The sequence below is a fragment of the Bradyrhizobium jicamae genome (genome assembly GCF_018130695.1).
In the GTDB taxonomy this organism is placed as follows: domain Bacteria; phylum Pseudomonadota; class Alphaproteobacteria; order Rhizobiales; family Xanthobacteraceae; genus Bradyrhizobium; species Bradyrhizobium jicamae_B.
Genome location: NZ_JAFCJX010000016.1, coordinates 48515 through 69370, shown reverse-complemented (window position 1 = coordinate 69370; position 20856 = coordinate 48515). Strand labels below are relative to the sequence as shown.

22 protein-coding genes and 1 tRNA gene are annotated in these 20856 nt (G+C 64.8%); 7 read left to right on the top strand and 16 right to left on the bottom strand.

The features are described from left to right. Positions 1–15: 15 nt before the first annotated feature. Both JQ604_RS23305 and JQ604_RS23300 read left to right on the top strand, forming a co-directional pair. Positions 16–1692, top strand: coding sequence for an adenylate/guanylate cyclase domain-containing protein (locus tag JQ604_RS23305; RefSeq protein ID WP_212362391.1), 1677 nt, complete (start codon positions 16–18; stop codon positions 1690–1692). Positions 1693–1710: 18 nt separating this feature from the next. After that, positions 1711–2667, top strand: coding sequence for a helix-turn-helix transcriptional regulator (locus JQ604_RS23300; RefSeq protein WP_212362388.1), 957 nt, complete (start codon positions 1711–1713; stop codon positions 2665–2667). Here JQ604_RS23300 and JQ604_RS23295 read toward each other — a convergent pair. The 9 genes from JQ604_RS23295 to JQ604_RS23255 form a co-directional block, all read right to left on the bottom strand. Further along, positions 2664–3161 (bottom strand): RNA pyrophosphohydrolase, encoded by a 498-nt coding sequence (locus tag JQ604_RS23295; RefSeq protein ID WP_212362385.1) that lies wholly within the window; start codon positions 3159–3161, stop codon positions 2664–2666. The two genes, JQ604_RS23300 and JQ604_RS23295, sit on opposite strands and share 4 nt — an antisense overlap. Positions 3162–3179: 18 nt before the next feature. Then, complete coding sequence (locus JQ604_RS23290) at positions 3180–3683, bottom strand: RNA pyrophosphohydrolase (protein WP_212362382.1); 504 nt, start codon at positions 3681–3683, stop codon at positions 3180–3182. Between the two features lie 67 nt (positions 3684–3750). After that, a complete protein-coding gene (locus tag JQ604_RS23285; protein WP_212362379.1) occupies positions 3751–4974 on the bottom strand; it encodes a divergent polysaccharide deacetylase family protein in 1224 nt (407 codons plus the stop codon). Between the two features lie 173 nt (positions 4975–5147). Then, the gene (locus tag JQ604_RS23280) at positions 5148–6515 is read right to left on the bottom strand and encodes a S41 family peptidase (protein ID WP_212362376.1); all 1368 of its coding nucleotides are present in this window, start codon (positions 6513–6515) and stop codon (positions 5148–5150) included. Further along, entirely contained in the window at positions 6512–7849 is a 1338-nt protein-coding gene (locus JQ604_RS23275; RefSeq protein WP_249158585.1) for a murein hydrolase activator EnvC family protein, read from the bottom strand. Before JQ604_RS23275 ends, JQ604_RS23280 begins: the two co-directional genes overlap by 4 nt. 52 nt (positions 7850–7901) lie before the next feature. Then, a complete protein-coding gene (rlmH, locus tag JQ604_RS23270) occupies positions 7902–8384 on the bottom strand; it encodes a 23S rRNA (pseudouridine(1915)-N(3))-methyltransferase RlmH (RefSeq protein WP_212362371.1) in 483 nt (160 codons plus the stop codon). Between the two features lie 50 nt (positions 8385–8434). Then, on the bottom strand, positions 8435–8791 hold the full coding sequence (rsfS, locus tag JQ604_RS23265) for a ribosome silencing factor (protein WP_212362368.1): 357 nt from the start codon (positions 8789–8791) through the stop codon (positions 8435–8437). A gap of 201 nt (positions 8792–8992) precedes the next feature. Next, on the bottom strand, positions 8993–9610 hold the full coding sequence (locus JQ604_RS23260; RefSeq protein WP_212362364.1) for a nicotinate-nucleotide adenylyltransferase: 618 nt from the start codon (positions 9608–9610) through the stop codon (positions 8993–8995). A 50-nt stretch (positions 9611–9660) separates the two neighbouring features. After that, positions 9661–10953, bottom strand: a complete 1293-nt coding sequence (locus JQ604_RS23255; RefSeq protein ID WP_212362361.1) for a glutamate-5-semialdehyde dehydrogenase — start codon at positions 10951–10953, stop codon at positions 9661–9663. A gap of 202 nt (positions 10954–11155) precedes the next feature. On the opposite strand from JQ604_RS23255, the gene JQ604_RS23250 reads away from it, so the two are divergent. Both JQ604_RS23250 and JQ604_RS23245 read left to right on the top strand, forming a co-directional pair. Further along, positions 11156–11425 (top strand): type II toxin-antitoxin system ParD family antitoxin, encoded by a 270-nt coding sequence (locus tag JQ604_RS23250; RefSeq protein WP_212362358.1) that lies wholly within the window; start codon positions 11156–11158, stop codon positions 11423–11425. Further along, positions 11415–11711 (top strand): type II toxin-antitoxin system RelE/ParE family toxin, encoded by a 297-nt coding sequence (locus JQ604_RS23245; protein ID WP_212362355.1) that lies wholly within the window; start codon positions 11415–11417, stop codon positions 11709–11711. Before JQ604_RS23250 ends, JQ604_RS23245 begins: the two co-directional genes overlap by 11 nt. A gap of 3 nt (positions 11712–11714) precedes the next feature. Here the strand turns inward: JQ604_RS23245 and proB are convergent, their stop codons facing one another. The 3 genes from proB to JQ604_RS23230 form a co-directional block, all read right to left on the bottom strand. Continuing rightward, positions 11715–12857: a glutamate 5-kinase gene (gene proB / locus JQ604_RS23240; RefSeq protein ID WP_212362352.1), complete on the bottom strand. Its 1143-nt coding sequence runs from the start codon at positions 12855–12857 to the stop codon at positions 11715–11717. Positions 12858–12932: 75 nt separating this feature from the next. Then, positions 12933–13982, bottom strand: a complete 1050-nt coding sequence (obgE, locus tag JQ604_RS23235; RefSeq protein WP_212362349.1) for a GTPase ObgE — start codon at positions 13980–13982, stop codon at positions 12933–12935. A gap of 101 nt (positions 13983–14083) precedes the next feature. Beyond that, on the bottom strand, positions 14084–14563 hold the full coding sequence (locus JQ604_RS23230) for a MaoC family dehydratase (protein WP_212362344.1): 480 nt from the start codon (positions 14561–14563) through the stop codon (positions 14084–14086). 164 nt (positions 14564–14727) lie between these two features. Between JQ604_RS23230 and JQ604_RS23225 the strand changes: the two genes are divergently transcribed. Then, positions 14728–15642, top strand: coding sequence for a DMT family transporter (locus JQ604_RS23225; RefSeq protein ID WP_212362341.1), 915 nt, complete (start codon positions 14728–14730; stop codon positions 15640–15642). A gap of 4 nt (positions 15643–15646) precedes the next feature. Here JQ604_RS23225 and JQ604_RS23220 read toward each other — a convergent pair whose 3' ends face one another. The 3 genes from JQ604_RS23220 to rplU form a co-directional block, all read right to left on the bottom strand. Continuing rightward, entirely contained in the window at positions 15647–16243 is a 597-nt protein-coding gene (locus JQ604_RS23220; RefSeq protein ID WP_212362338.1) for a GNAT family N-acetyltransferase, read from the bottom strand. Between the two features lie 171 nt (positions 16244–16414). After that, complete coding sequence (gene rpmA / locus JQ604_RS23215; RefSeq protein ID WP_016847848.1) at positions 16415–16684, bottom strand: 50S ribosomal protein L27; 270 nt, start codon at positions 16682–16684, stop codon at positions 16415–16417. Positions 16685–16789: 105 nt separating this feature from the next. Beyond that, positions 16790–17173, bottom strand: a complete 384-nt coding sequence (gene rplU / locus JQ604_RS23210) for a 50S ribosomal protein L21 (RefSeq protein WP_212362335.1) — start codon at positions 17171–17173, stop codon at positions 16790–16792. Between the two features lie 332 nt (positions 17174–17505). Here rplU and JQ604_RS23205 point away from each other — a divergent pair, with 332 nt between their 5' ends. Further along, positions 17506–18645 (top strand): ROK family protein, encoded by a 1140-nt coding sequence (locus tag JQ604_RS23205; protein ID WP_212362331.1) that lies wholly within the window; start codon positions 17506–17508, stop codon positions 18643–18645. Positions 18646–18919: 274 nt separating this feature from the next. Here JQ604_RS23205 and JQ604_RS23200 read toward each other — a convergent pair whose 3' ends face one another. Further along, positions 18920–19786, bottom strand: coding sequence for an alpha/beta fold hydrolase (locus tag JQ604_RS23200; protein WP_212362328.1), 867 nt, complete (start codon positions 19784–19786; stop codon positions 18920–18922). Between the two features lie 209 nt (positions 19787–19995). Here JQ604_RS23200 and JQ604_RS23195 point away from each other — a divergent pair. Then, positions 19996–20085 (top strand) — tRNA-Ser (locus JQ604_RS23195). Positions 20086–20856 lie beyond the last annotated feature (771 nt).

Below are 20856 nucleotides of genomic sequence, written 5' to 3'. Positions count from 1 at the left end.
TCGGGGCTGGCATTGATGAAACGCAAGATCGCGGCGATTTTCGCGGCCGATATTGCCGGCTACAGCCGATTGGTCGCCGAGGACGAAGAGGAGACGCTGCGGCGCCTCGCCTCGTATCGGCAGGTTACCGACGATTTCATCGCCAAGGGCGGCGGCCGCATCTTCAACACCGCCGGCGATGCAGTGCTGGCCGAATTCCCGAGCGCGGTGGAAGCCGTGCGCTGCGCGATCGACATCCAGGAGAGCTTGCGCACGCGCAACATGGCCTATCCGCCGAGCCGGCAGATGGCGTTCCGCATCGGCATCACCATCGGTGACGTCGTCGAGCGTGATGGCGATCTCCTCGGCGATGGCGTCAACATTGCTGCGCGCCTCGAAGGCCTCGCCGAGGTCGGCGGCATCTGCGTCTCGCGCGCGGTGCACGAGCAGGTCGCCAACAAATTGTCGGTGCAGTTCGCCGACATCGGCGCGCAGGAAGTGAAGAACATCCCGACGCCTGTGCACGCCTATATGGTGGCGATGCGGCGCGAGGACGGCACCTACGCGATCCCGCAGGTGAAGAAGCCGGCCAAGCCCGCGGCCGCGGGCACGCCGAGCTGGATGTGGCCGGCCGCAGCGACGCTGGTGCTGCTGACCGCGATCGGCGTCGGCGGCTTCCTGTATTACACCAAGCTGGAGAACGCGGCCTCGCAGCCGGCGGCCGTGGTGAGCCGCGCGCCGACTCCGGTTGCCGCGATGTCACCATCAGCCACGCCGGTCGCCTCGCCAGCGCCAGCTGCTGCGTCAACGCCGACGCCTGTGCCGACGATCGCTGCGGTCGCTCCGCCGCCGCCACCACCTCCGCCAGGGCCGCCGGCGATTGCCTCGGGCGAGAAATTCGTGGCCGACAACGTGCCCTTCATCAGCGACCGCAATCGCGGCGCGCTCGGCACAGACTATGTCACCGGCGGCGACGCGAAGGCGTTCGCGATCAACATCAACGGCTTCACCGGCTGGGTCATGGGGCAGGCCAACGAGGATGCAGCGAAAACGGCCGCGCTCGAGCAGTGCCAGAAGCGCGCCGACGCGGCCAATGCGCCGCGCAAATGCGAGCTCTATGCGGTCGGCAACACCGTGGTCTATGGCCATGGTCAGCCGCCGCTGCCGCCGCAGCCCTGGGTCAAACGCGATCCGCTGGTCGAGAAGCCGTACGCGACCAAGGACCTGCCCCTGGTGCGTGACCCCGGAAAGAATCGTCTCGAAGCCAATTTTGTGTCGGGCAGGAAGACGCGAACGATCGCGCTCGCGCCAGGCGGTCAGTTTTTCTTCAACACCGCCATGGAAAGCCTCGAGGAAGGATCACGCCGCAGCCTGCAGAGCTGCGGTGCCCTTGTCGGCGTGCCCTGCATGATCGTCGCGGTCGACGATGTGTTCGTGGTGCCGATTCCGACCACGTTGCATGCGATCGGCTTCTTCAAGCCGGCCGACAGCGCGGTGATCACGCCGAATGAGCGGAACGATGTCGCGCAAAAGCTGGCCGACGCATCGTCCGGCTGGAACGCCGTGGCCGTCGGCACCCAGGGCCGCCCGGGGCTTGGACTGAAGACCGCCAACGAGCAGACGGCGGTCAACGCGGCGCTCGCCGAATGCGCCAAGCGTGACAGCGATTGCCATGTGATTGCAATTGGGCCATTCGCAGTCGGACCACACTAGCCAACAAGACACGACGCCGTGCTGACCTTCTCGACCGACAATCTCCGCCCGCAAGACCGATTCGACCATTGGTGCGAGGTCCGCGGCAAGAACCTGTTCGGTGTCACCATCGAGCTGGAGCGCGAGAGGCGCGCCGATTTCGAGGGCCGTTTCTCCGCGACGCCGATCGGTGATGCCGTGTTCGCCGAGATGAAGGCCACTTCCTACCGGGTCGGCCGCACCATGAGCGACATCGCGCGCGTCGGCAGTGACAGCCTGCATCTGTCGTGGCAGGTGCGTGGACCCGGCCATCTCAACACCGGCCGCGACCGTACCCAGTTCGTCTTCGAAGGCGATCTCTGCTTCGGCCATTCGAACCTGCCGTTCGCATCGGTCCCGGAGCGCTCGGACGGGTTTCACTTCTTCAGCCTGAAGATTCCCGTGCGACCCGATCTGCTGCTCGGCGCGCGCGCCGACGACATCGTGCCGGCGGCGCTGCAGCGCGATGCCGGCCTGACGCGGCTCGTCGGCGCCATGTTTCGCTCAATGGCGCGAGCGCCGGCGCAGGCCGCGGAGTTCGCCGACGACATCGATCACATGGTGCGGCTGGCCCTGCTTGCGCGCGGACGGCTGCGCCCGCGGCAGCATGATATCCGCGCAGCGCTTCGCGCCGGGCTGCTTCACGCCGCGCGTGAGATCGTCGGACGTGACCTGCATCTGCCGGATCTGACGCCAGCGGCGGTCGCGACCGAGCTCGGCATTTCACTCCGGCAACTGCATGTGCTGTTCGAGCCGACCGGGGTGTCCTTTGCCCGAACGCTGACAGTCGTCCGGTTGCAGCGGGCGCGGCGCTTATTGGAAGGTGCGCCGGCGCGCGGCATCGACGATATCGCCTTTGCCTGCGGCTTCGACAGTATCGCGACGTTCTACCGCGTGTTCCGCGCCACCTATGGCATGACGCCCGGCGATGCACGGGCTGCTTCGACGATGAGTTAGCGCGCGAACTCCGCAAAGCGTTTGGCGACGCTGCGATACACCTCGCGGCGGAAGGGCACCACGAGATCGGCGACGCGGTCGAGCTTCTCCCAGCGCCATTGGTCGAATTCCGCCGGCTGGCCGTTGCGCGGCGTCAGCGGATCGATCTCCGCGTCACGGCCTGTGAAGCGCAGCGCGAACCACTTTTGACGCTGGCCGCGGAATTTCGCCAGCCGATGCGAGGCCGGCCCGTCATAGGTCGGGAATTCGTATGTCATCCAGTCGGTCTCGGTGAGATAGGCCGCGTTGACCGCGCCGGTCTCTTCCCAGAGTTCGCGCATCACCGCCTGCCGCGGATCCTCGCCCTCATCGATGCCACCTTGTGGCATCTGCCAGTCGAGACCGGGCAGCACGATCTCCGGCCCGTCATCCTTGAAGCGGTGGCCGATCAGCACACGGCCGTCGGCGTTGAACAGCGCGATCCCCACATTGGGGCGATAGGGTTTGTCTGACATTGGTTTACGCGGTGGGCGTTACTTGGCGGCGAGCGTGGCGAATTCCTGCACCACGCGCTCATAGACCGGCCGCTTGAACGGCACGATCAGCTGCGGAAGATTCTTCATCGGCTCCCAGCGCCAGGTGATGAACTCGGCCTTGTGGCCGCCGCCGGGATTGGCGACGTTGATCTCATTGTCCTTACCGGTGAAGCGCAGCGCGAACCATTTCTGGCGCTGGCCGCGATAGCGGCCCTTCCAGGCGCGACCGGCGACGGTGCGGGGAATGTCGTAGATCAGCCAGTCATCGACCTCGGCGAGCTTCTCGACCGATTTGACGCTGGTCTCCTCGTAGAGCTCGCGCTTGGCGGCCTGATAGGTGTCTTCACCGGGATCGACGCCGCCCTGCGGCATCTGCCAGACATGGCTGTCGTCGACATGCTCGACGCCGCCGGCACGTCGCCCGATGAAGACCAGTCCGGCCGCATTCAGCAGCATGATGCCGACGCAGGTCCGGTAGGGCAGGTCCTCGTAACGCGCCATTCCGTCGATACCTCACCCACTCCCTGAACCGTCCAACCCGGCATGCCGGACCAACAGATTGATATCTCTAGCCTGATTTTGGTTTCAGCATCGCCGTTGTCAATGGCGCAAGCATGATGCCTTTGGCGTCCAGCGTCCTGACCCAGGCGCTTAGCCGCTCGATCGACACCGGCAGTGCCGAGGCGACGCCGACTGCGGTCCCGCGTTCCTTCGCCAGCGTCTCCAGTTTGGCCAGCGCGCGGTCGATTTCCGCCGAGGTCGGCACCGAATCGATGGCAAAGTCGGCCTTGGCGAACGGCATCGCCTGGCCGGCGGCCAGCGACGAGGCCACGCTGCGCGGGGTGGAACCGTCGTCGAAATAGCCGAGCCCGCGCTTGGCGGCCTCGCGGACGATCGGCTGCATCACCGGATCGGTTGCGACGAAGCGGGCCCCCATGAAATTGGCGATCCCCGCATAGCCCTGGAACCGGCTGAGGTGCCAGAAGAAGCGGTCGAGATTCTGCTCGGAATTCAACGTCGTCAGCAGCGTCTGTGGGCCCGGATCATTGTCGGGATAGTCGAACGGCTCCATCGGGATCTGCAGCAATATCTCGTGGCGCTGCGTGCGGGCGCGTTCGGCAAGCTTGGTCGGGTCGGCGCCATAGGGCGTGAAGGCCAGCGTCACCGCCGGCGGCAGCTTCATGATGGCGTCGGTGGTCTTGGCCGCGCCGACGCCGAGGCCGGTGACCACGATCGCAACCACCGGCATCCTGGCGGCCTTGGCGCGGTCGGCCTCGGCCGCATAGATCGTGAAGGGCTTCAGGCCGTCGGCGACTACGGGGATCATGCCGTAGCGGGATTTTTCCAAGAGGCGCGGATCGACGCCGGCCATCGCCATGGTGGGGGCCGGTGCATCGCCGCCGGCCTTGTCGCTGGGATCGCCGGCGCCGATCACGACGTCCTGGCGCTTGCCGGTCGAGCCATCGATCATGGTGACGGTCTTGGTATCGCCTGCCGGCGCCTGCTTGGGCGCAGCCTTGACGACCGGCTCGCTATGGCCGGATGCGGCGGCGGGGGCCGGCGCATGCTTGTCGTCGACCGCGGGCGGGGTCTTGCGGAGCGCGATGCGGGCGATCGGTTCGCCGCCGAGCGGATTGTCGTTGAACAAGGCGACGCCGGCGAAGGCAACCAGGACGAGGCCGAGCAGCACGGCAAGCGCCTGCATCGCCGTGAAGGGCAGGCGAAACCGGCGCTTCCTGCTTACCGTCTTCTGCCCGAGCGGCGTGCTCAGTTCGTCAGCCGCCTCTGCCATGAACCTCCCCGAATCAGCTGCGCGAAGATACCACGGCGCGGCATGTTCCCGCGCCCGAGATGGGCTCCGTCAAAGCACGGTCGGGCCTTCGGGGGCTGATACCCCAAGCAAAAAGGGCGGCCCGAGGGCCGCCCTTTGCAATCAATCTCGTCGTGGCGATCAGTTCGCAGCCTTTAGTTCGCGGCCTTGGCCGGCTTGTTGTCGACCGCGGCCTTGTCGCCGGCCGCAGCAGGCGCCGGGGTTGCGCTGGAGGTCGACTTGATGCCGTGTAGCAGGTCGTCGGCCATCTTGAGCGCCTTGTCGTCCTTGGCGTCCGGCGGCACGTAGGACTGCGAGCCGGTCTTCTCGTCGCCGTCGTTCTTCAGATGGCCGCGCAGCGAGGCTTCGCCCTTGGTGTCGGTGCGCGCCTTGAGCTCTTCCGGCACGTCCTGCAGCACCTCGATGTCGGGCACGATGCCCTTGGCCTGGATCGATTTGCCCGACGGCGTGTAATAGCGCGCCGTGGTCAGGCGCAGCGCGCCATTGCCCGAGCCGAGCGGGATGATGGTCTGCACCGAGCCCTTGCCGAACGAGCGGGTGCCGACCAGCGTCGCCCGCTTGTGGTCCTGCAGCGCGCCGGCGACGATTTCGGAGGCCGAAGCCGAGCCGCCGTTGATCAGCACGATGACCGGCTTGCCCTTGGTCAGGTCGCCCGCATGGGCGGCGCGGCGCTGGGTTTCCTCGGCATTGCGGCCTCGGGTCGAGACGATCTCGCCGCGCTCCAGGAACGCGTCGGACACCGTGACCGCTTCTTCGAGCAGGCCGCCCGGATTGTTGCGGAGGTCGATGATGTAGCCCTTCAGCTTGTCGCCGATCTGGCCGGAGAGATTGGCGATCTCCTTCTTCAGGCCTTCGGTGGTCTGCTCGTTGAAGGTGGTGATGCGGATATAGGCGATGTCATCGGCCTCGACGCGGGCGCGCACCGAGCGGACGCGGATGTTGTCACGCACCAGCGTGACGTCGATCGGATTGTCCTGGCCCTTGCGGATGATCTTGAGGCGGATCTTGGTGTTGACCGGGCCGCGCATCTTCTCGACCGCCTGGTTCAGGGTCAGGCCCTGCACGGCCTCGTCGTCGAGCGTGGTGATGATGTCGTTGGCCATGATGCCGGCCTTCGAGGCCGGGGTGTCGTCGATCGGCGAGACCACCTTGATCAGGCCGTCTTCCATGGTGACCTCGATGCCGAGGCCGCCGAACTCGCCGCGGGTCTGCACCTGCATGTCGCGGAAGCTCTTGGCATCCATGTAGCTCGAATGCGGATCGAGGCCGGACAGCATGCCCGAGATCGCGGACTCCACGAGCTTGGAATCATCGGGCTTCTCGACATAGTCGCTGCGCACGCGCTCGAACACGTCGCCGAACAGATTGAGCTGACGATAGGTGTCCGACGTCGCCGCACGCGCGCTCGAACCCATCAGTATCGCGCGGGGCTGGGTCACGAACAGCGTCAGTGCCGCGCCGGCAGCGGCGCTGAGGAGGATTACAGAAGTCTTGCGCATCATCCGCGAACCTTTTCGCCTTCATTTGTGGCCCACCATGGGCCTGGATCGATTGGAGTGCCGTCCTTACGGAACTCGACATAGAGCACAGGCTGGCTCGCATTGGTCGCCAGAATGGATGCGACCTGAGATGTCGATCCCATCGTCGCGACCGGCTCCCCCGTAAGAACAAACTGGCCGATGTTTACCGAAATGCGCTCCATCCCGGCGATCAGGACATGATACCCGCCCCCGGCATTGAGGATCAAGAGTTGACCATAGGAGCGGAATGGACCGGCGTAAACAACCCAGCCGTCACACGGGGTTGTGACCTGCGCGCCCGGTTTCGCGGCCAAAGAGATGCCTTTTTGGACGCCACCCGCCCCATCGGAACCGCCAAATTCGCGAATCTTGCTGCCATTCACGGGATAGGAGAACAATCCCTTGGCCGAAGCGAAAGCGACCGCGGGGGCGAGGCGGGCGGGATCCTTGAAAGCGCCCAGATTCGGCTTGCCGTTCACGGGTGCCGGTGCCCCCTGCAGATTGGCGGTGGCAGCCGCCTTGGCGGCGCTCTTGAGGTCCTGCTCCATCTTGGCGATCAGGCCCTGAAGGTCGCCGACCTGCTTCGACAGCGCGATCGCGCGGGCGCCTTCCGCCTCCATGTCCTTTTCAGCCGCGCTCTGCTGGCGCTGCCGTTCGTCGACCAGGGCTGAGAGGCGGACCTGATCATCCCTCAGCTTGTCGCGGTCACGCGCCAGGCCGTCGCGCTCGGTCGAGATCGTCTTGCGCAGTGCGACCAGTTCGCCGAGGTCGGTCGCGAGCTTCTCCGCGCGGCTGCGCAATTCCGGCACCACCGCACCTAGCAGCATTGCGGTGCGCAGCGATTGCAGCGCGTCCTCGGGTCGCACCAAAAGCGCCGGCGGCGTGCGGCGGCCGGCGCGCTGGAGCGCTGCGAGCACCTCGACAATGTCGGCGCGGCGCGAATCCAGCGAGGCGCGGATGTCGCGCTCACGACCGTCGAGCTGGCGCAGCCGCGCCTCAGTATCCGCAATCCGCGTCTCGACGCCGCGCACCTGGCCGGCAATATCGATCAGCTGTTCATTGAGCTTGCTGCGATCCTGGCCGATCGCCGCGATATCGGCCTTCAGCTTTTCCTGCAGCTCGGCCGCCTTGCGCTGCTGCTCGCGCGCGGCCTCGAGCTCCTGCTCGCGTTGCTTGATGGCGTCGGGCGAGGTTGCGGCCGCCTGCTGCGGCACCGGGGCGTTCTGTGCATGCGCGGGCGCAATGGCCAGGTGCAGGGCGAGCGGCAGCGACGCAAGCAGACTCCCGCGACGGGCGGTGTCAGCGTCGAGATTCATATGCCGCTTGAAGTGCATTCGTCCCGTTCAGCGCTTTCGCATCACGACGCATTCACGCGCGGTGATAGGGGTGGCCAGCCAGAATCGTGGCGGCTCGGTAAATCTGTTCCAGAAGCATGACGCGAACCATTTGATGCGGCCAGGTCGCCGAGCCGAACGCAATGCGTAGCTGTGCCTTGCGCTGCAATTCAGGCGAAAGTCCGTCCGCGCCGCCGATCACGAACACCGTATTTGCACTGCCCTCGTCGCGCCAGCGGCCAAGCTGCGCCGCGAAGCTTGCGCTGTCGACACTCTTGCCGCGCTCGTCCAGTGCCACCAGCGCGTATTTATCCGGCAGCAGGGCTGTGATCGCCGCCGCTTCTTCCGCGATTCGCGCAGCCGCATCGCGGGCGCGGCTTTCCGCAATTTCATGAATCTCGAGGCCGCGAAAGCCGAGCTTGCGGCCGATATCCTCGAAGCGCTCGCGGTAGCGCTCCGCGAGCTCCCGTTCCGGACCTTGTTTCAGCCGGCCGATGCAGATGACGACGAGACGCATCAGCGCAATTTAGCTGCGCTGCTGCCGATTCGCATCGGCTTCGCTACGCCTTAGACCGCCGCGGCTGCCGGGTTCTGAGCCCACAATCGCTCGAGATTGTAGAACTCGCGCACCTCGGGTCTGAACACGTGCACGATCACGTCGCCGGAATCGATCAGAACCCAGTCACAATTGGGCAAGCCCTCGACATGGATTTTGCTCTGTCCGTTTTCCTTCAGCGCTTTCGTCACATTTTCCGCGATCGCGCCGACATGCCGGTTGGCCCGGCCGGTCGTGACGATCATGTAGTCGGAATATGCGGATTTGCCGCGAAGGTCGATGGTGACCGTTTCTTCCGCCTTCATATCGTCGAGGCGGGAGAGGATCAGATTCAGCGTCTTGTTGGCGTCGGGTTGCGTCGCCTGCAAGGCCGCGGTTTTCGTCGATGTTTTACGCGCAGTCTTAGGACGTGACGTCTTGGGAACCTTGGGTAAAACAGACTCTGACAATACAGATGTGGCCAGGGACCATTCCTTTCACTGTATCGCGGGAGCCGAATCCATGGCGCCCACGGACCATTCTATGCATGTGGGGTTAACGGTTTCAATATTCCAGTCGCCCCCATACCCTCACACCGTCCGCCAGCTCCCATCCGGGTTCCGAAGGCCGGTCGAAGACAGATTGGATTTCATGCCGGTGAGGAAAACCCAGGCCGGTGCCTGCTGATCGGCGAGGCGGGAGGCCTGATTTTCGGGCATGCGGTAGCGGGCAAGCGCCTGGGCCGCCGGCGCGGCGAGGGCGCGAAAACTCTGGGGCGGACGGTCGATCACGGCGAGGGGCACATCGGAGGCGATGCGCCGCCAGTCCTTCCAGCGATGGAATTGCGCGAGATTGTCAGCGCCCATGATCCAGACAAAGTGCACACCGGAGACGCGGCGACGCAAGTGGATGATCGTGTCGACGGTATAGCGCGTGCCGATGACAGCTTCGAGACAGCTGATGTCGATGCGCGGATCGTCGGCGACGCGGCGCGCGGCCGCAGCACGCTCGGTGAGTGCATGCAGGCCGTCATGATTCTTCAGCGGATTGCCCGGCGTTAACAGCCACCACACGCGATCGAGCCGCAGGCGCTTGATCGCGAACTGGCTGATCGCGCGATGCGCGGCGTGCGGCGGATTGAAGGAGCCGCCGAGCAGCCCGATGCGCATGCCGTTGGTGTAGAACGGCAAAGCCTGGGCTGCTGACATCGGCGCGGTCGAAGCGTGCTGCAAGGGCTCTGCCGCGCGTTAAATTGCCATCACGGCCGCGTCTGTCCGGTGCCGTGGACGCGGTACTTGAAACTCGTCAACTGCTCAGCGCCGACCGGACCACGCGCGTGGAATTTACCGGTGGCAATGCCGATCTCGGCGCCGAAGCCGAACTCGCCGCCATCGGCGAACTGCGTCGAGGCGTTGTGCAGCACGATCGCGGAGTCGACCTGGCTCAGAAACTTTTCCGCAGCCTTGGCGTCCTCAGCCACGATCGCATCGGTGTGGCGCGAGCCGTGGTTCTGGATATGCGCGATTGCGGCGTCGACGCCGTCGACGACGCGTGCAGCGATGATCGCGTCGAGATATTCTTCGTTCCAATCGTCGTCGGAGGCCGGCTTCACCCGCGCGTCGATCTTCTGCACGGCCTCGTCACCGCGCACCTCGCAGCCGGACTCGAGCAGCATCTCGACCAGCGGCTTCAGCGTTGTCGGCGCCGCCTTGCGATCGACCAGCAGCGTCTCGGCCGCGCCGCAGACGCCGGTGCGGCGCATCTTGGCGTTCAGCACGATCGACTTCGCCATGTCGAGATTGGCGCTGCCGTCGACATAGACATGATTCACGCCTTCGAGGTGCGCAAACACCGGCACGCGCGCTTCCGCCTCGACGCGAGCGACAAGGCTCTTGCCGCCGCGCGGCACGATCACGTCGATGCCGCCGTTCAGGCCCGACAGCATCAGGCCGACGGCTGCGCGGTCACGCGTCGGCACCAGGGTGATCGCAGCTTCAGGCAAACCGGCTTCGCGCAGGCCCTGGACCAGGCATTCATGGATCGCGCGGCAGGAACGGAAACTGTCGGAGCCGCCGCGCAGGATCACGGCATTGCCGGACTTGAGGCAGAGCACGCCGGCGTCGGCCGCGACATTCGGACGGCTTTCGAAGATCACGCCGATCACGCCGAGCGGGACGCGCACGCGCTCGATGGTCATGCCGTTCGGCCGCCGCCAGCTCTCCGTCACGGCGCCCACGGGATCGGGAATGTCGCGCACGGTCGCAACGCCCTCGGCCATGCCCTCGATGCGGGCCGGCGTCAGCGTCAGGCGGTCGAGGAAGGCGGACGTCGTGCCGCCGGCACGCGCTTCCGCGACATCCTCGGCATTGGCCGCCAGGATCGCCGGCGCGTTGGCGCGGATCGCGCGCGCAACGGCTTCAAGCGCGCGGTTCTTCTGCTCCGGCGGCGCCAGCGCCAGCACGCGCGCGGCAGCGCGCGCTTTCGCAGCGAGGTCGTTCATCAGGGCGGAGAGATCGGCGTTGCCGTCGATCGCCTTCAGCGGCGCGGTCATGGCAGTCCCAGCTTTGCGAGTAAGGCCATGTTCTAGCATGGCAATTGAGGGGTGGCGAGGCGGGGAACTGGCATGGCTGATGGGCGGCGGTTGGCCCTGCACCGGCAGCCGCCGTCCGAGTCGGCCAATGGCCGAGAGGAGGTTGGGTCTTGTTCCCCGCAATATCAATATATATCATTATTTGATACTTCGGAGTTCCGCCATGGCCACCAGCTACAGCATCGGCAAGCATTTCGAGGCGATGATCGACGACCTTGTCGAGAGCGGGCGTTACGCGACCGCAAGCGAGGTGATGCGCGAGGGTTTGCGTCTGGTCGAGGAGCGCGAGGCACGACGCCAAGCCAAGCTCGAAGCGTTACGCGAAGAAATCCAGAAGGGATTCGACAGCGGGCCCGCCGAACCGGTCGGCGACATGTTTGAACGGATCAAGGCTGAAGGACGGAAACGTCTGGCGGCCAAGCATGGCAAGTAAGCGCCGCAAAAGTCCACAAGCTGAGATCGATGTTACCGAGATCTGGCAGTACATCGCCGAAGACAGCGTTCGCGCAGCGGACGCGATCATCGATCGGATCGATGCAGCGTTCGACATGTTGGCCGACTCACCGCTCGTCGGCCGTGCACGTCAAGACCTTGCGAGAAACCTGCGCAGCTTTGCCGTAGGAAACTATGTGATCTTCTATGTTCCCGTGCGCGACGGCATCGAGGTCGTTCGCGTTATGCACGGCCGTCGCGACATCAGCGCCGACGATATGCAGTAGCGATCAATTCGTGTCCGTAGATCGCGGCCCGCCCACCACCAGATCATCGCGATGGATCATTTCGGCCCGGCCACTGATGCCCAGAATGGTCATGACGTCCGGGGAGGAGCGCCCCTTGATCTTCTCGGCATCCTCAGCGTCGTAGGCGACGAGGCCGCGGCCAATCTCGTGGGTGTCCGGGCCGCGCACGATGACGGCGTCGCCGCGGGCGAACTGGCCGTCGATCCGGATCACGCCGGCGGGCAACAGGCTCTTGCCCGCGCGAAGTGCTGCCACCGCGCCGGCGTCGATCGTCAGCGTGCCCTTCGGCTCCAGTGAGCCCGCGATCCAGCGTTTTCGCGCGGTCACCGGGTTGGCCGGGGTGAGGAACCAGGTGCAGCGGCCGCCATCGGCGATCGCCTTCAGCGGATGCTCGATCTTGCCGGAGGCGATCAGCATATGCGTGCCCGCGGTGGTCGCGATCTTCGCGGCCTCGATCTTCGTATACATGCCGCCGCGCGACAGTTCGGACTCGGCGGCGCCCGCCATCGCTTCGATTTCGGAGGTGACGCTCTCCACGATCGGGATCAGCTTTGCATCGGGATTGGCATTGGGCGGCATGGTGTAGAGGCCGTCGATGTCTGACAGCAGGATCAAGAGATCCGCGCTTGCCATGGTCGCAACGCGGGCGGCGAGGCGATCATTGTCGCCATAGCGGATCTCGTTGGTTGCGACGGTGTCGTTCTCGTTGATCACGGGCACCGCGCGCCATTCGAGCAGCTTTGCGATCGTCGAGCGCGCGTTGAGATAGCGGCGGCGTTCCTCGGTGTCCTGCAGCGTCACCAGGATCTGGCCGGCGCCGATGCCGTGATTGCCGAGCACCTCCGACCAGATCCGCGCCAGCGCGATCTGTCCGACGGCGGCGGCCGCCTGGCTCTCCTCGAGCTTGAGCGGGCCGCGCGGCAGCTTCAGACGGCTGCGGCCGAGCGCAATCGAGCCCGACGATACCACCATGACCTCGCGGCCATCCTTGTGCAGTTTTGCGATGTCGTCGACCAGCGCTTCCAGCCACGCCGCGCGCAGCTCGCCCGCCTTGGAGTCGACGAGCAGCGACGAGCCGACCTTGACGACGATGCGGCGAAAATTCCTAAGCGCGGGGCGTTGCATGGTTTTGGTCGGACTGGAACGGAGGTCGGTGAAGCATTACGCGCCGAGACGCGAGATGGGAAGTGCAGGGCTCGCTTAGCCCTGCGGGATCGGCTCGGCCCACGGCTCCGCCTGGCCCTTGGCCTTGTTCGACACCGGCGCCTCGCCGATCACCTCGACCAACGCGCGCAACGCGTCCTGCACGCCTTCGCCGGTGGCACCCGACAGCAGCATCGGCGTCTTCTTCGCCGCGCGCTTCAGGCGGTCCTTCTGCTTCTTCAATTCGTCGGGCGTGACCGCGTCGATCTTGTTCAGTGCGACGATCTCGATCTTGTCGGCGAGCTGGCCCTCATAGGCCTCGAGCTCGGTCCGCACGGTCTTGTAGGCCTTGCCGGCATGCTCGCAGGTCGCGTCGATCAGATGCAGCAGCACGCGGCAGCGTTCGACATGGCCGAGGAAGCGGTCGCCAAGGCCCGCACCCTCATGCGCGCCCTCGATCAAGCCGGGAATGTCGGCGAGCACGAATTCACGGCCGCTCGCATTCACGACGCCGAGCTGCGGATGCAGGGTGGTGAAGGGATAGTCGGCGATCTTCGGCTTCGCCGCGCTGACGACCGAGAGGAAGGTCGATTTGCCGGCGTTCGGCAGGCCGACGAGACCGGCGTCCGCGATCAGCTTCAACCGCAACCAGATCCAGCGCTCCTCCCCGGTCTGGCCGGGATTGGCATTGCGCGGCGCGCGGTTGGTGGAGGATTTGAAATGCGCGTTGCCGAAGCCGCCATTGCCGCCTTCGGCCAGCACGAACTTCTCGCCGAGCGTGGTGAAGTCGTGGATCAGCGTCTCGCGATCCTCGTCGAACACCTGGGTGCCGACCGGCACCTTCAGCACGATGGATTTGCCGGCGGCGCCATGGCGGTCCTTGCCCATGCCATTGGTGCCCTTCTGCGCCTTGAAGTGCTGCTGGTAGCGGTAGTCGATCAGCGTGTTCAGCCCGTCGACGACCTCGATGATGACGTCGCCGCCACGGCCGCCATTGCCGCCGGAGGGCCCGCCGAACTCGATGAACTTCTCGCGCCGGAACGCGACGCAGCCGTTGCCGCCGTCGCCCGAGCGAATATAGACCTTGGCTTCATCGAGGAATTTCATGATGGGCTCTAGTTAGGGCAGGGGGGCCGCTGCGGCAACCCGGAAACGCCCTGACTTCGGCGAAAAGCCTTAATTTTCGGGCCTTTTTGCGGCCCCGGGACCTACGCAGGCCGGCGCCGCACCAGGAATTTCTGCATGCCTTCCAGCACCAGCTCGCGGCGCTGATTGTGCACCGTGGAGCGCAGCGTCACCACGCCGGTCGAGCGGCCGGGCACGAGCTCGATCACCTCCAGTGCGGGGTAGACGGTGTCGCCGGCATAGACCGGTTTGAGGAACTTGCTGGATTGTTCGAGGAAGCCGACCAGCGATTCCTCCACGACGTAGGGAAACAGCCCCGCGCCGGGCGCGGTATGCACCAGCGTCTGGAAGCCATGCGCCAGCAGGTCCGGCATGCCGCGGGCGCGGCAATATTCGACGTCGTAATGGATCGGATGGGTGTCGCCACTCGCGGTCTGGAACGCCGCGAACACCGCCGAGGTCTGGGTCCGGCTCGGAATCACGAAGCGCTCGCCGAGCACGAAATCCTCGAACCAGCGCTGCGCTGATACCATGCGGTGCTGAGCGGGGTCGAACTCGGTCATGCGGCGTTTCCTGCTCTGTTTTTGGAATGACGGACTTACCGGTAGCGCAGGCGCCGCACTGCGACAATTGGCTCGATTCGAAGTAATCGGGGTTGTCCTGCGCATCCGCGCCGTTAAAAACGGCTCTCACGCGACTCGCGTGCGGCAACAACAACACAAGCAAGATGAGCCTGTTTGCAAAGCTCTCCACCTATGACGATCGCTCCGCTCGCCTTGCCGGCATCGGGCTGATGCTGCTGTCGATCTTCATGTTCTCGTTCGGCGATGCGCTCGGCAAGTTCATGGTCGCGACCTATTCGGTTGGGCAATTGCTGTGGCTGCGCGCCTGCGCGGCGTTGCTGGTGCTGTTGCCGATGGTGTGGAAGCAGCGCAAGGAGTTCTTCTCCCTGGAGCGGCCCTGGCTGCAATTGCTGCGGGTGACGCTGTCGACGCTGGAGGTCGCGGCGTTCTTCCTCGCCACCGTCTATCTGCCGCTCGCCGACGTCATCACCTACTATCTCGCCGGACCGATCTTCGTCACCGCGCTGTCGGGCACGGTACTCGGCGAGCATATCGGCTGGCGGCGCTGGACTGCGATCCTGGTCGGTTTCTGCGGCGTGCTGATCGCGCTCAGGCCATCCGCGCAGACGATCAGCTGGCCGGCGATGATCGCGCTCGGCGGCAGCCTGTCGTTTGCCGTGCTGATGCTGATCACGCGCTCGCTGCGCTCGACGCCGGATATCGTGCTGGCGACATCACAATTCGGCGGCACCTTCGTGCTCGGCGCCGTGATGTCGCCGTTCGGCTGGGTGACGCCGACGGCAGGCAGCCTGGTGGCATTCGCGGCGGCCGGCATCATCTCGGTCGCGGCGCTGCTGTGTGTGAATCGTTCGCTGAAACTGGCGCCCGCGAGCGTCGTGGTGCCGTATCAATATTCGATGATCGTCTGGGCCGTGATCTTCGGCTTCGTCGTGTTCGGCGACGTGCCGTCGCCCGCCACGATCATCGGCGCCGCTGTTATCATCGGCGCCGGCCTCTATATTTTCATCCGCGAGCAGCGGCTCGGGCGTGAACAGCCGGCGGTGAATCCGCCGGCGTAGTTCTTCACGTATTGCGACGCGTCGTCTGGTTCCAGTTCTTCAGCGACGACCAGACGCTGCGCGACAGGCGGAAGCAGTCGACCGGGGTCGACGAGCCCAGCGCCTCGAAGCGGTGCAGCTCGACGCCGCTCCACTGGAAGCCGCATTTCTCCAGGATGTTGCGCGAGGCCGGATTGGCGACGCGGGCACCGGAGATGAGATGATCGAGGTCGAACTCCTCGAAGAAATAGTCGATCACCGCGCGTGCGGCCTCGGTGCCGAAACCCTGGCCCCAATGGTCGACGCCGAGCCAGTAGCCGAGTTCGGCCGAAGTCTCCGCGCGCCAGTCGATGCCGACCATGCCGATCGGCTTGTGGCTGTGCTCGATCAGAAACACCGTCTCGCGGCCGCCGGCGGCGAGCGCGCGCACGAAATCGATGGCGTCGTCCTGGCAATAGGGATGCGGCAGGCGGCGCGTGTTCTCCGCAATGCGGCGATCATTGGCGAGACGGGCAATGGCTTTTACGTCCGCGAGCGTCGGCTTGCGCAAGGTCAGCCGTTCGGTCTCGAGGACGCAAGCTCTGGACTCGCGCAATGTCGTGGTCGGAATGTCCTGCAACATGGTCGGGCTCCTGTGATGCGATAACGGTACGCAACGCTGGGGACATTGCGCGGGATCAAAGTCGGACCGCGCGCAATGAAAAGGGGAGGCCGGTTTCCCGCCTCCCCTCTTGGAGCCCTTTACGACTCCGCCGGTTCAACAGGACCCGGCGGACTCGAATGTGTCCACCGTCTATTCGGCCGCTTCCGCCATCGGGATGACCGATACGAAGGTGCGGCCGTTGGCTTTGGCACGGAACTCGACATGACCCTCGACCTTGGCGAAGAGAGTATGATCGGTGCCCATGCCGACATTAAGGCCGGGATGCCAGGTGGTGCCGCGCTGACGCGCAATGATGTTGCCGGGAATCACGCGCTCGCCGCCGAACGCCTTGATGCCGAGGCGCTTGCCCTTGGAATCACGTCCGTTGCGCGATGAACCGCCTGCTTTTTTGTGAGCCATGGCTCGTCTCCGAATTCGCTCGAATGTCTAGTTCAATTCCTTGACGGAATCATTTCAATTCCGGTCACGCCAAGTTGCGCGTGACGTCGATCTCTGACGCTGACCTTACGCGGCCTTCTCGGCAGCGGGCTCAGCCGGCTTCGCCTTCTTCGGCCGCGGGCCGATGGTCGGCTTGGCGTTGTCGGCGAGGATCTCGGTGATGCGGAGCACCGTGATCTCGTCGCGGTAGCCGCGCTTGCGGCGCGAATTCTTGCGGCGGCGCTTCTTGAACGAGATCACCTTCGGGCCGCGCTTGTGCTGCAGCACTTCGGCCGCAACGGAAGCACCTGCCACCGTCGGAGCGCCCAAGGTCGGCGTATCGCCGCCGAGCACCAGAACTTCGCCAAGTTGCACGATCGTGCCGACATCGCCGGCGATCTTGCCAATCTCGAGTACATCATTCGGAACGACGCGGTATTGCCGGCCGCCGGTTTTGATGACTGCGAACATCGTTTGATTCCTTCGTGTTCGATTCCGTGCCTCGGATCGCTCCGGGCCGGCTTCTTGTTCAGTCGCGATGGGTTTCGTGTTCTGCACAAATTGGGGCGAGCCCCTGAAATCCGCGCAAAAACAAACAGCGCGAGAAATCCTCGCGCCTGTTGGGGCGGACTTATAGCCGCAATCGACGGGGAGTCAAGGCAAAGCAGGGCGAAAACCGGCCCAAAATGAAGGATTTGGCGCCGTTTCGGGCCTCTTGGCGGCCCCGCCTCCCTCACGCCAGCCGTGAAACCATCGGGTTCCCCGGCCGTTGTCCCGCAAATTCCGCGAAGGGCAGAGGGCACATGGCCGACGAGATTGCAACAACCACGGGAATCGCCCGCCACGGCGCGGCGCGGCTGCCGTCGGTCGACATCGACAGCTTCAACATCGAGCTGAAGGACGACGAGGGCTTCCTCGGCGACCGTGCCTCCAAGGGCGCTTTCCGCAAGATCCTCGACCGCTGGCGCAAGCCGCTGCGCAAGACCGGCGAGGACCCATTTGGCGACGAGCCCTCGGAGAAGATCAGCAAGAAGAAGCTCGACGACATGCTGGTCGGCGAGGACACCGAGGCCTCCGCCGTCGTGCACAGCGCGATCGAGGAGTTCGCGCAGGAGCTCGCTTACGTCACCCGCCGCTTCCTCAAGACCAAGGCTTGGGCCAAGACCGAGCGCATCGTGGTCGGCGGCGGCTTTCGCGAGAGCCGGCTCGGCGAGCTCGCGATCGCGCGCACCGAGATCATCCTCAAAGCCGAGGATTTCAAGGTCGATCTGGTGCCGATCCGCTTTCATCCTGATGACGCCGGCCTGATCGGCACGCTGCATCTGGCGCCGTCCTGGATCTTCGAGGCTCATGACAGCATCCTCGCCGTCGACATCGGCGGCACCAACATCCGCTGCGGCGTGGTCGAGACGCGCTGGAAGAAGGCGCCCGATCTCTCCAAGGCCAGTGTGTGGAAGTCCGAGCTGTGGCGCCACGCCGATGACGAGCCCACGCGCGAGGGCGCGGTGAAGCGGCTGGTCAAGATGCTGAAGGATCTGATCACCGCGGCCGAAGCCGAGGGGCACAAGCTCGCGCCGTTCATCGGCATCTCCTGTCCCGGCGTCATCAACGAGGATGGCTCGATCGAGAAGGGCGCGCAGAACCTGCCGGGCAATTGGGAGAGCAGCAAGTTCAACCTGCCGGCGAGCCTGGTCGAGGCGATCCCCGAGATCGGTGGCCACGACACTGCGATCGTGATGCATAATGACGGTGTCGCCCAGGGTCTCGCCGAAGTGCCGTTCATGCAGGACGTCGAGCGCTGGGGCGTGCTGACCATCGGCACCGGGCTCGGCAATGCGCGCTATACCAATCGCAAGAAGGAGAACGGCAAGGACAAGGCCGAGAAGAAGGGTAAGGACGACGACGAGAAGGCCGAGCGGAAAGCGAAGAAGGCGAAGGCCTGACGCGCAGGCCCGTGAAATTACGGGAGAATCGCTGCCTCGCGCGGCCCATGCACGGCGTTTGCGCCGGGATGCTATGCGAGCCGATGTGTTCCCCGGCCCGGTAAGGTTGAGCGGTTAGGTTAAGATCGGGTTCACGTTGCCGTTTCCTCATCGCTTGCTAGCGTGATTCCCGTCGCGCCCGCTGGCCGGCGAAGCCGCACTTCCCCGGCCAGCAATATTGAAGCACGGCACGGGACCGCCAGTATTTTGTCGCGTCTGGCGGTCCCACCCCTTTCTACCTCCAATTGATCCGATCGAAGAAGCCCGAAATCTCCACTGCTGCGCGATCGGGATCCTCGCGATGCGGGAAATGCCCGACATTGCCGAACATCTGCAGATCGAGAGTGGTGAAGGTCTCGCCCAGCCGATCCGTCCACGCATAGGGAAACAGCGGGTCGTGCTCCGCCCAACGCACGCAGGTCGGCACCGCGATCGGCGCCAGCTGCGGTGCCTGCCCCTGCATCATCTTCACGCGCGCCGCATGCGCCGCGCGATAATGCGCAAAGCCGCCCGCGAGATTGCCGCCCTTCATGAAATTGTCGGTGAAGGCATCGAGAACATCGTCGAACGCATCCTGCCGATGCGACCAGTTGCGCAGGAAATGGCCGATGTAAGTGCGACAGCTTTCTCTGCTGGCGCCGACCAGCGCGGGCGCCATCTCCATCTGGTGGAACGACTGGTACCAGATGTGGTTCAGCCGATCCGGCGCCGCCATCCGCGGCCCGATGCCGGGATAGACGAAGTCGAAGAAGAACAGCCCGGCGATCCGTTCGGGCGCCTTGCGCGCCAGGGGCTGCATCACCGCGCCGCCGACGTCATGGCCGACGATTCCGGCCTTCTCGATGCCGAGCGCATCCAGCAGGGCGAGCATGTCGTCCGCATGCTGGTCAGGGCCGTAAGCTGGCCCGTCCGGCTTGTCGCTGTCGCCGAACCCGCGGAGATCGGGCGCGATCAGCGTGAAGCGGCCGGCCAGCCGCGTCATCACCGGTTTCCAGGTCAGCCAGAATTCCGGCCAGCCGTGCAGCAGCAGCAGCGGCGGGCCCGCGCCGATCCGCGCGACATGGAACGCCGCGCCATTTGCCTGCACCGTCAGATGCTCCATGTCTCACTCCTTCCGTCCGGCTGGGACCCCGCTCGAATCAATGCCGGGCCGCTAGCGCTTTGTTTCCACGCACTTTCTTCTGCCGCGTCGCTCGCCGCGCCGACTTACATCGCCAGGGCGGAAATATTATTGCAGCGCCTTGTCTGGCCCGCCAACCTCGCCTAGAACACGCCCCGACCACGGGGTGAGCAAATCACCCGCGCGCTTCCGGAGAGGTGGCAGAGTGGTTGAATGCACCGCACTCGAAATGCGGCATAGGTGCAAGCCTATCGGGGGTTCGAATCCCTCCCTCTCCGCCACGCTTCGCCCTGCGGGCTACGCGTGGCGCAGCCACGCGGAAGACCGCAGGGCGAAGCGTGTCCGGCGAAGCTGAAGCGCAGCGAAAGCGAAGACGGACTTTGTCTGCGAACTTTGGCCAGACGAGCGCTCCTCAAATGGACCTGTCAAACAGCTATTCCAGTGTCATCACCCGCGCATGCGGGTGATCCAGTATTCCAGAGACGATCGTGATTGAGCCGATAGGCCGCGGCGTACTGGATCGCCCGCATGCGCGGGCGACGACACTGAAGATATGCGTTCGCATTCTCGCGACATCATTTGTCCGAGTTTTTCATTTCGTTCCGCCCTCTCTAACAACGAGGGCGCAGGAAAAGCCGGGTGCACGCCGCACCCGCGGTCTCGCGTGCAATGTGCACAAAAAGGTGCGCACACGAGCATACAGGTGAAGCGGAGGCATTCCGGCTTTCCCTGCGCGATGGTTTTACGGCTTATACGTACTCTCCGCGGCGAGACCATGCTGGTTTGTCACCGTCGTCCATGAGGGCATTGGCCTCTCACGAATTTGCCACCTGCATCGGGGCGGCCAGACCACACGACTTCGCCGTCCGCCGCATGTGCGCAACGCCTGTCGCACACTCAGCGTCCACCGCATCTGCACCCACGTTCCTGACGTTCGCGAAACGCCCCTCGTGTCGGGTGAGACGAGCGCATTAGATCACCGATCCGGGTTGGTGTCAACAGAAATTATGAAAATCTTGAAAACTATCCCGGAGAGCAGAAATCGGGAGTCG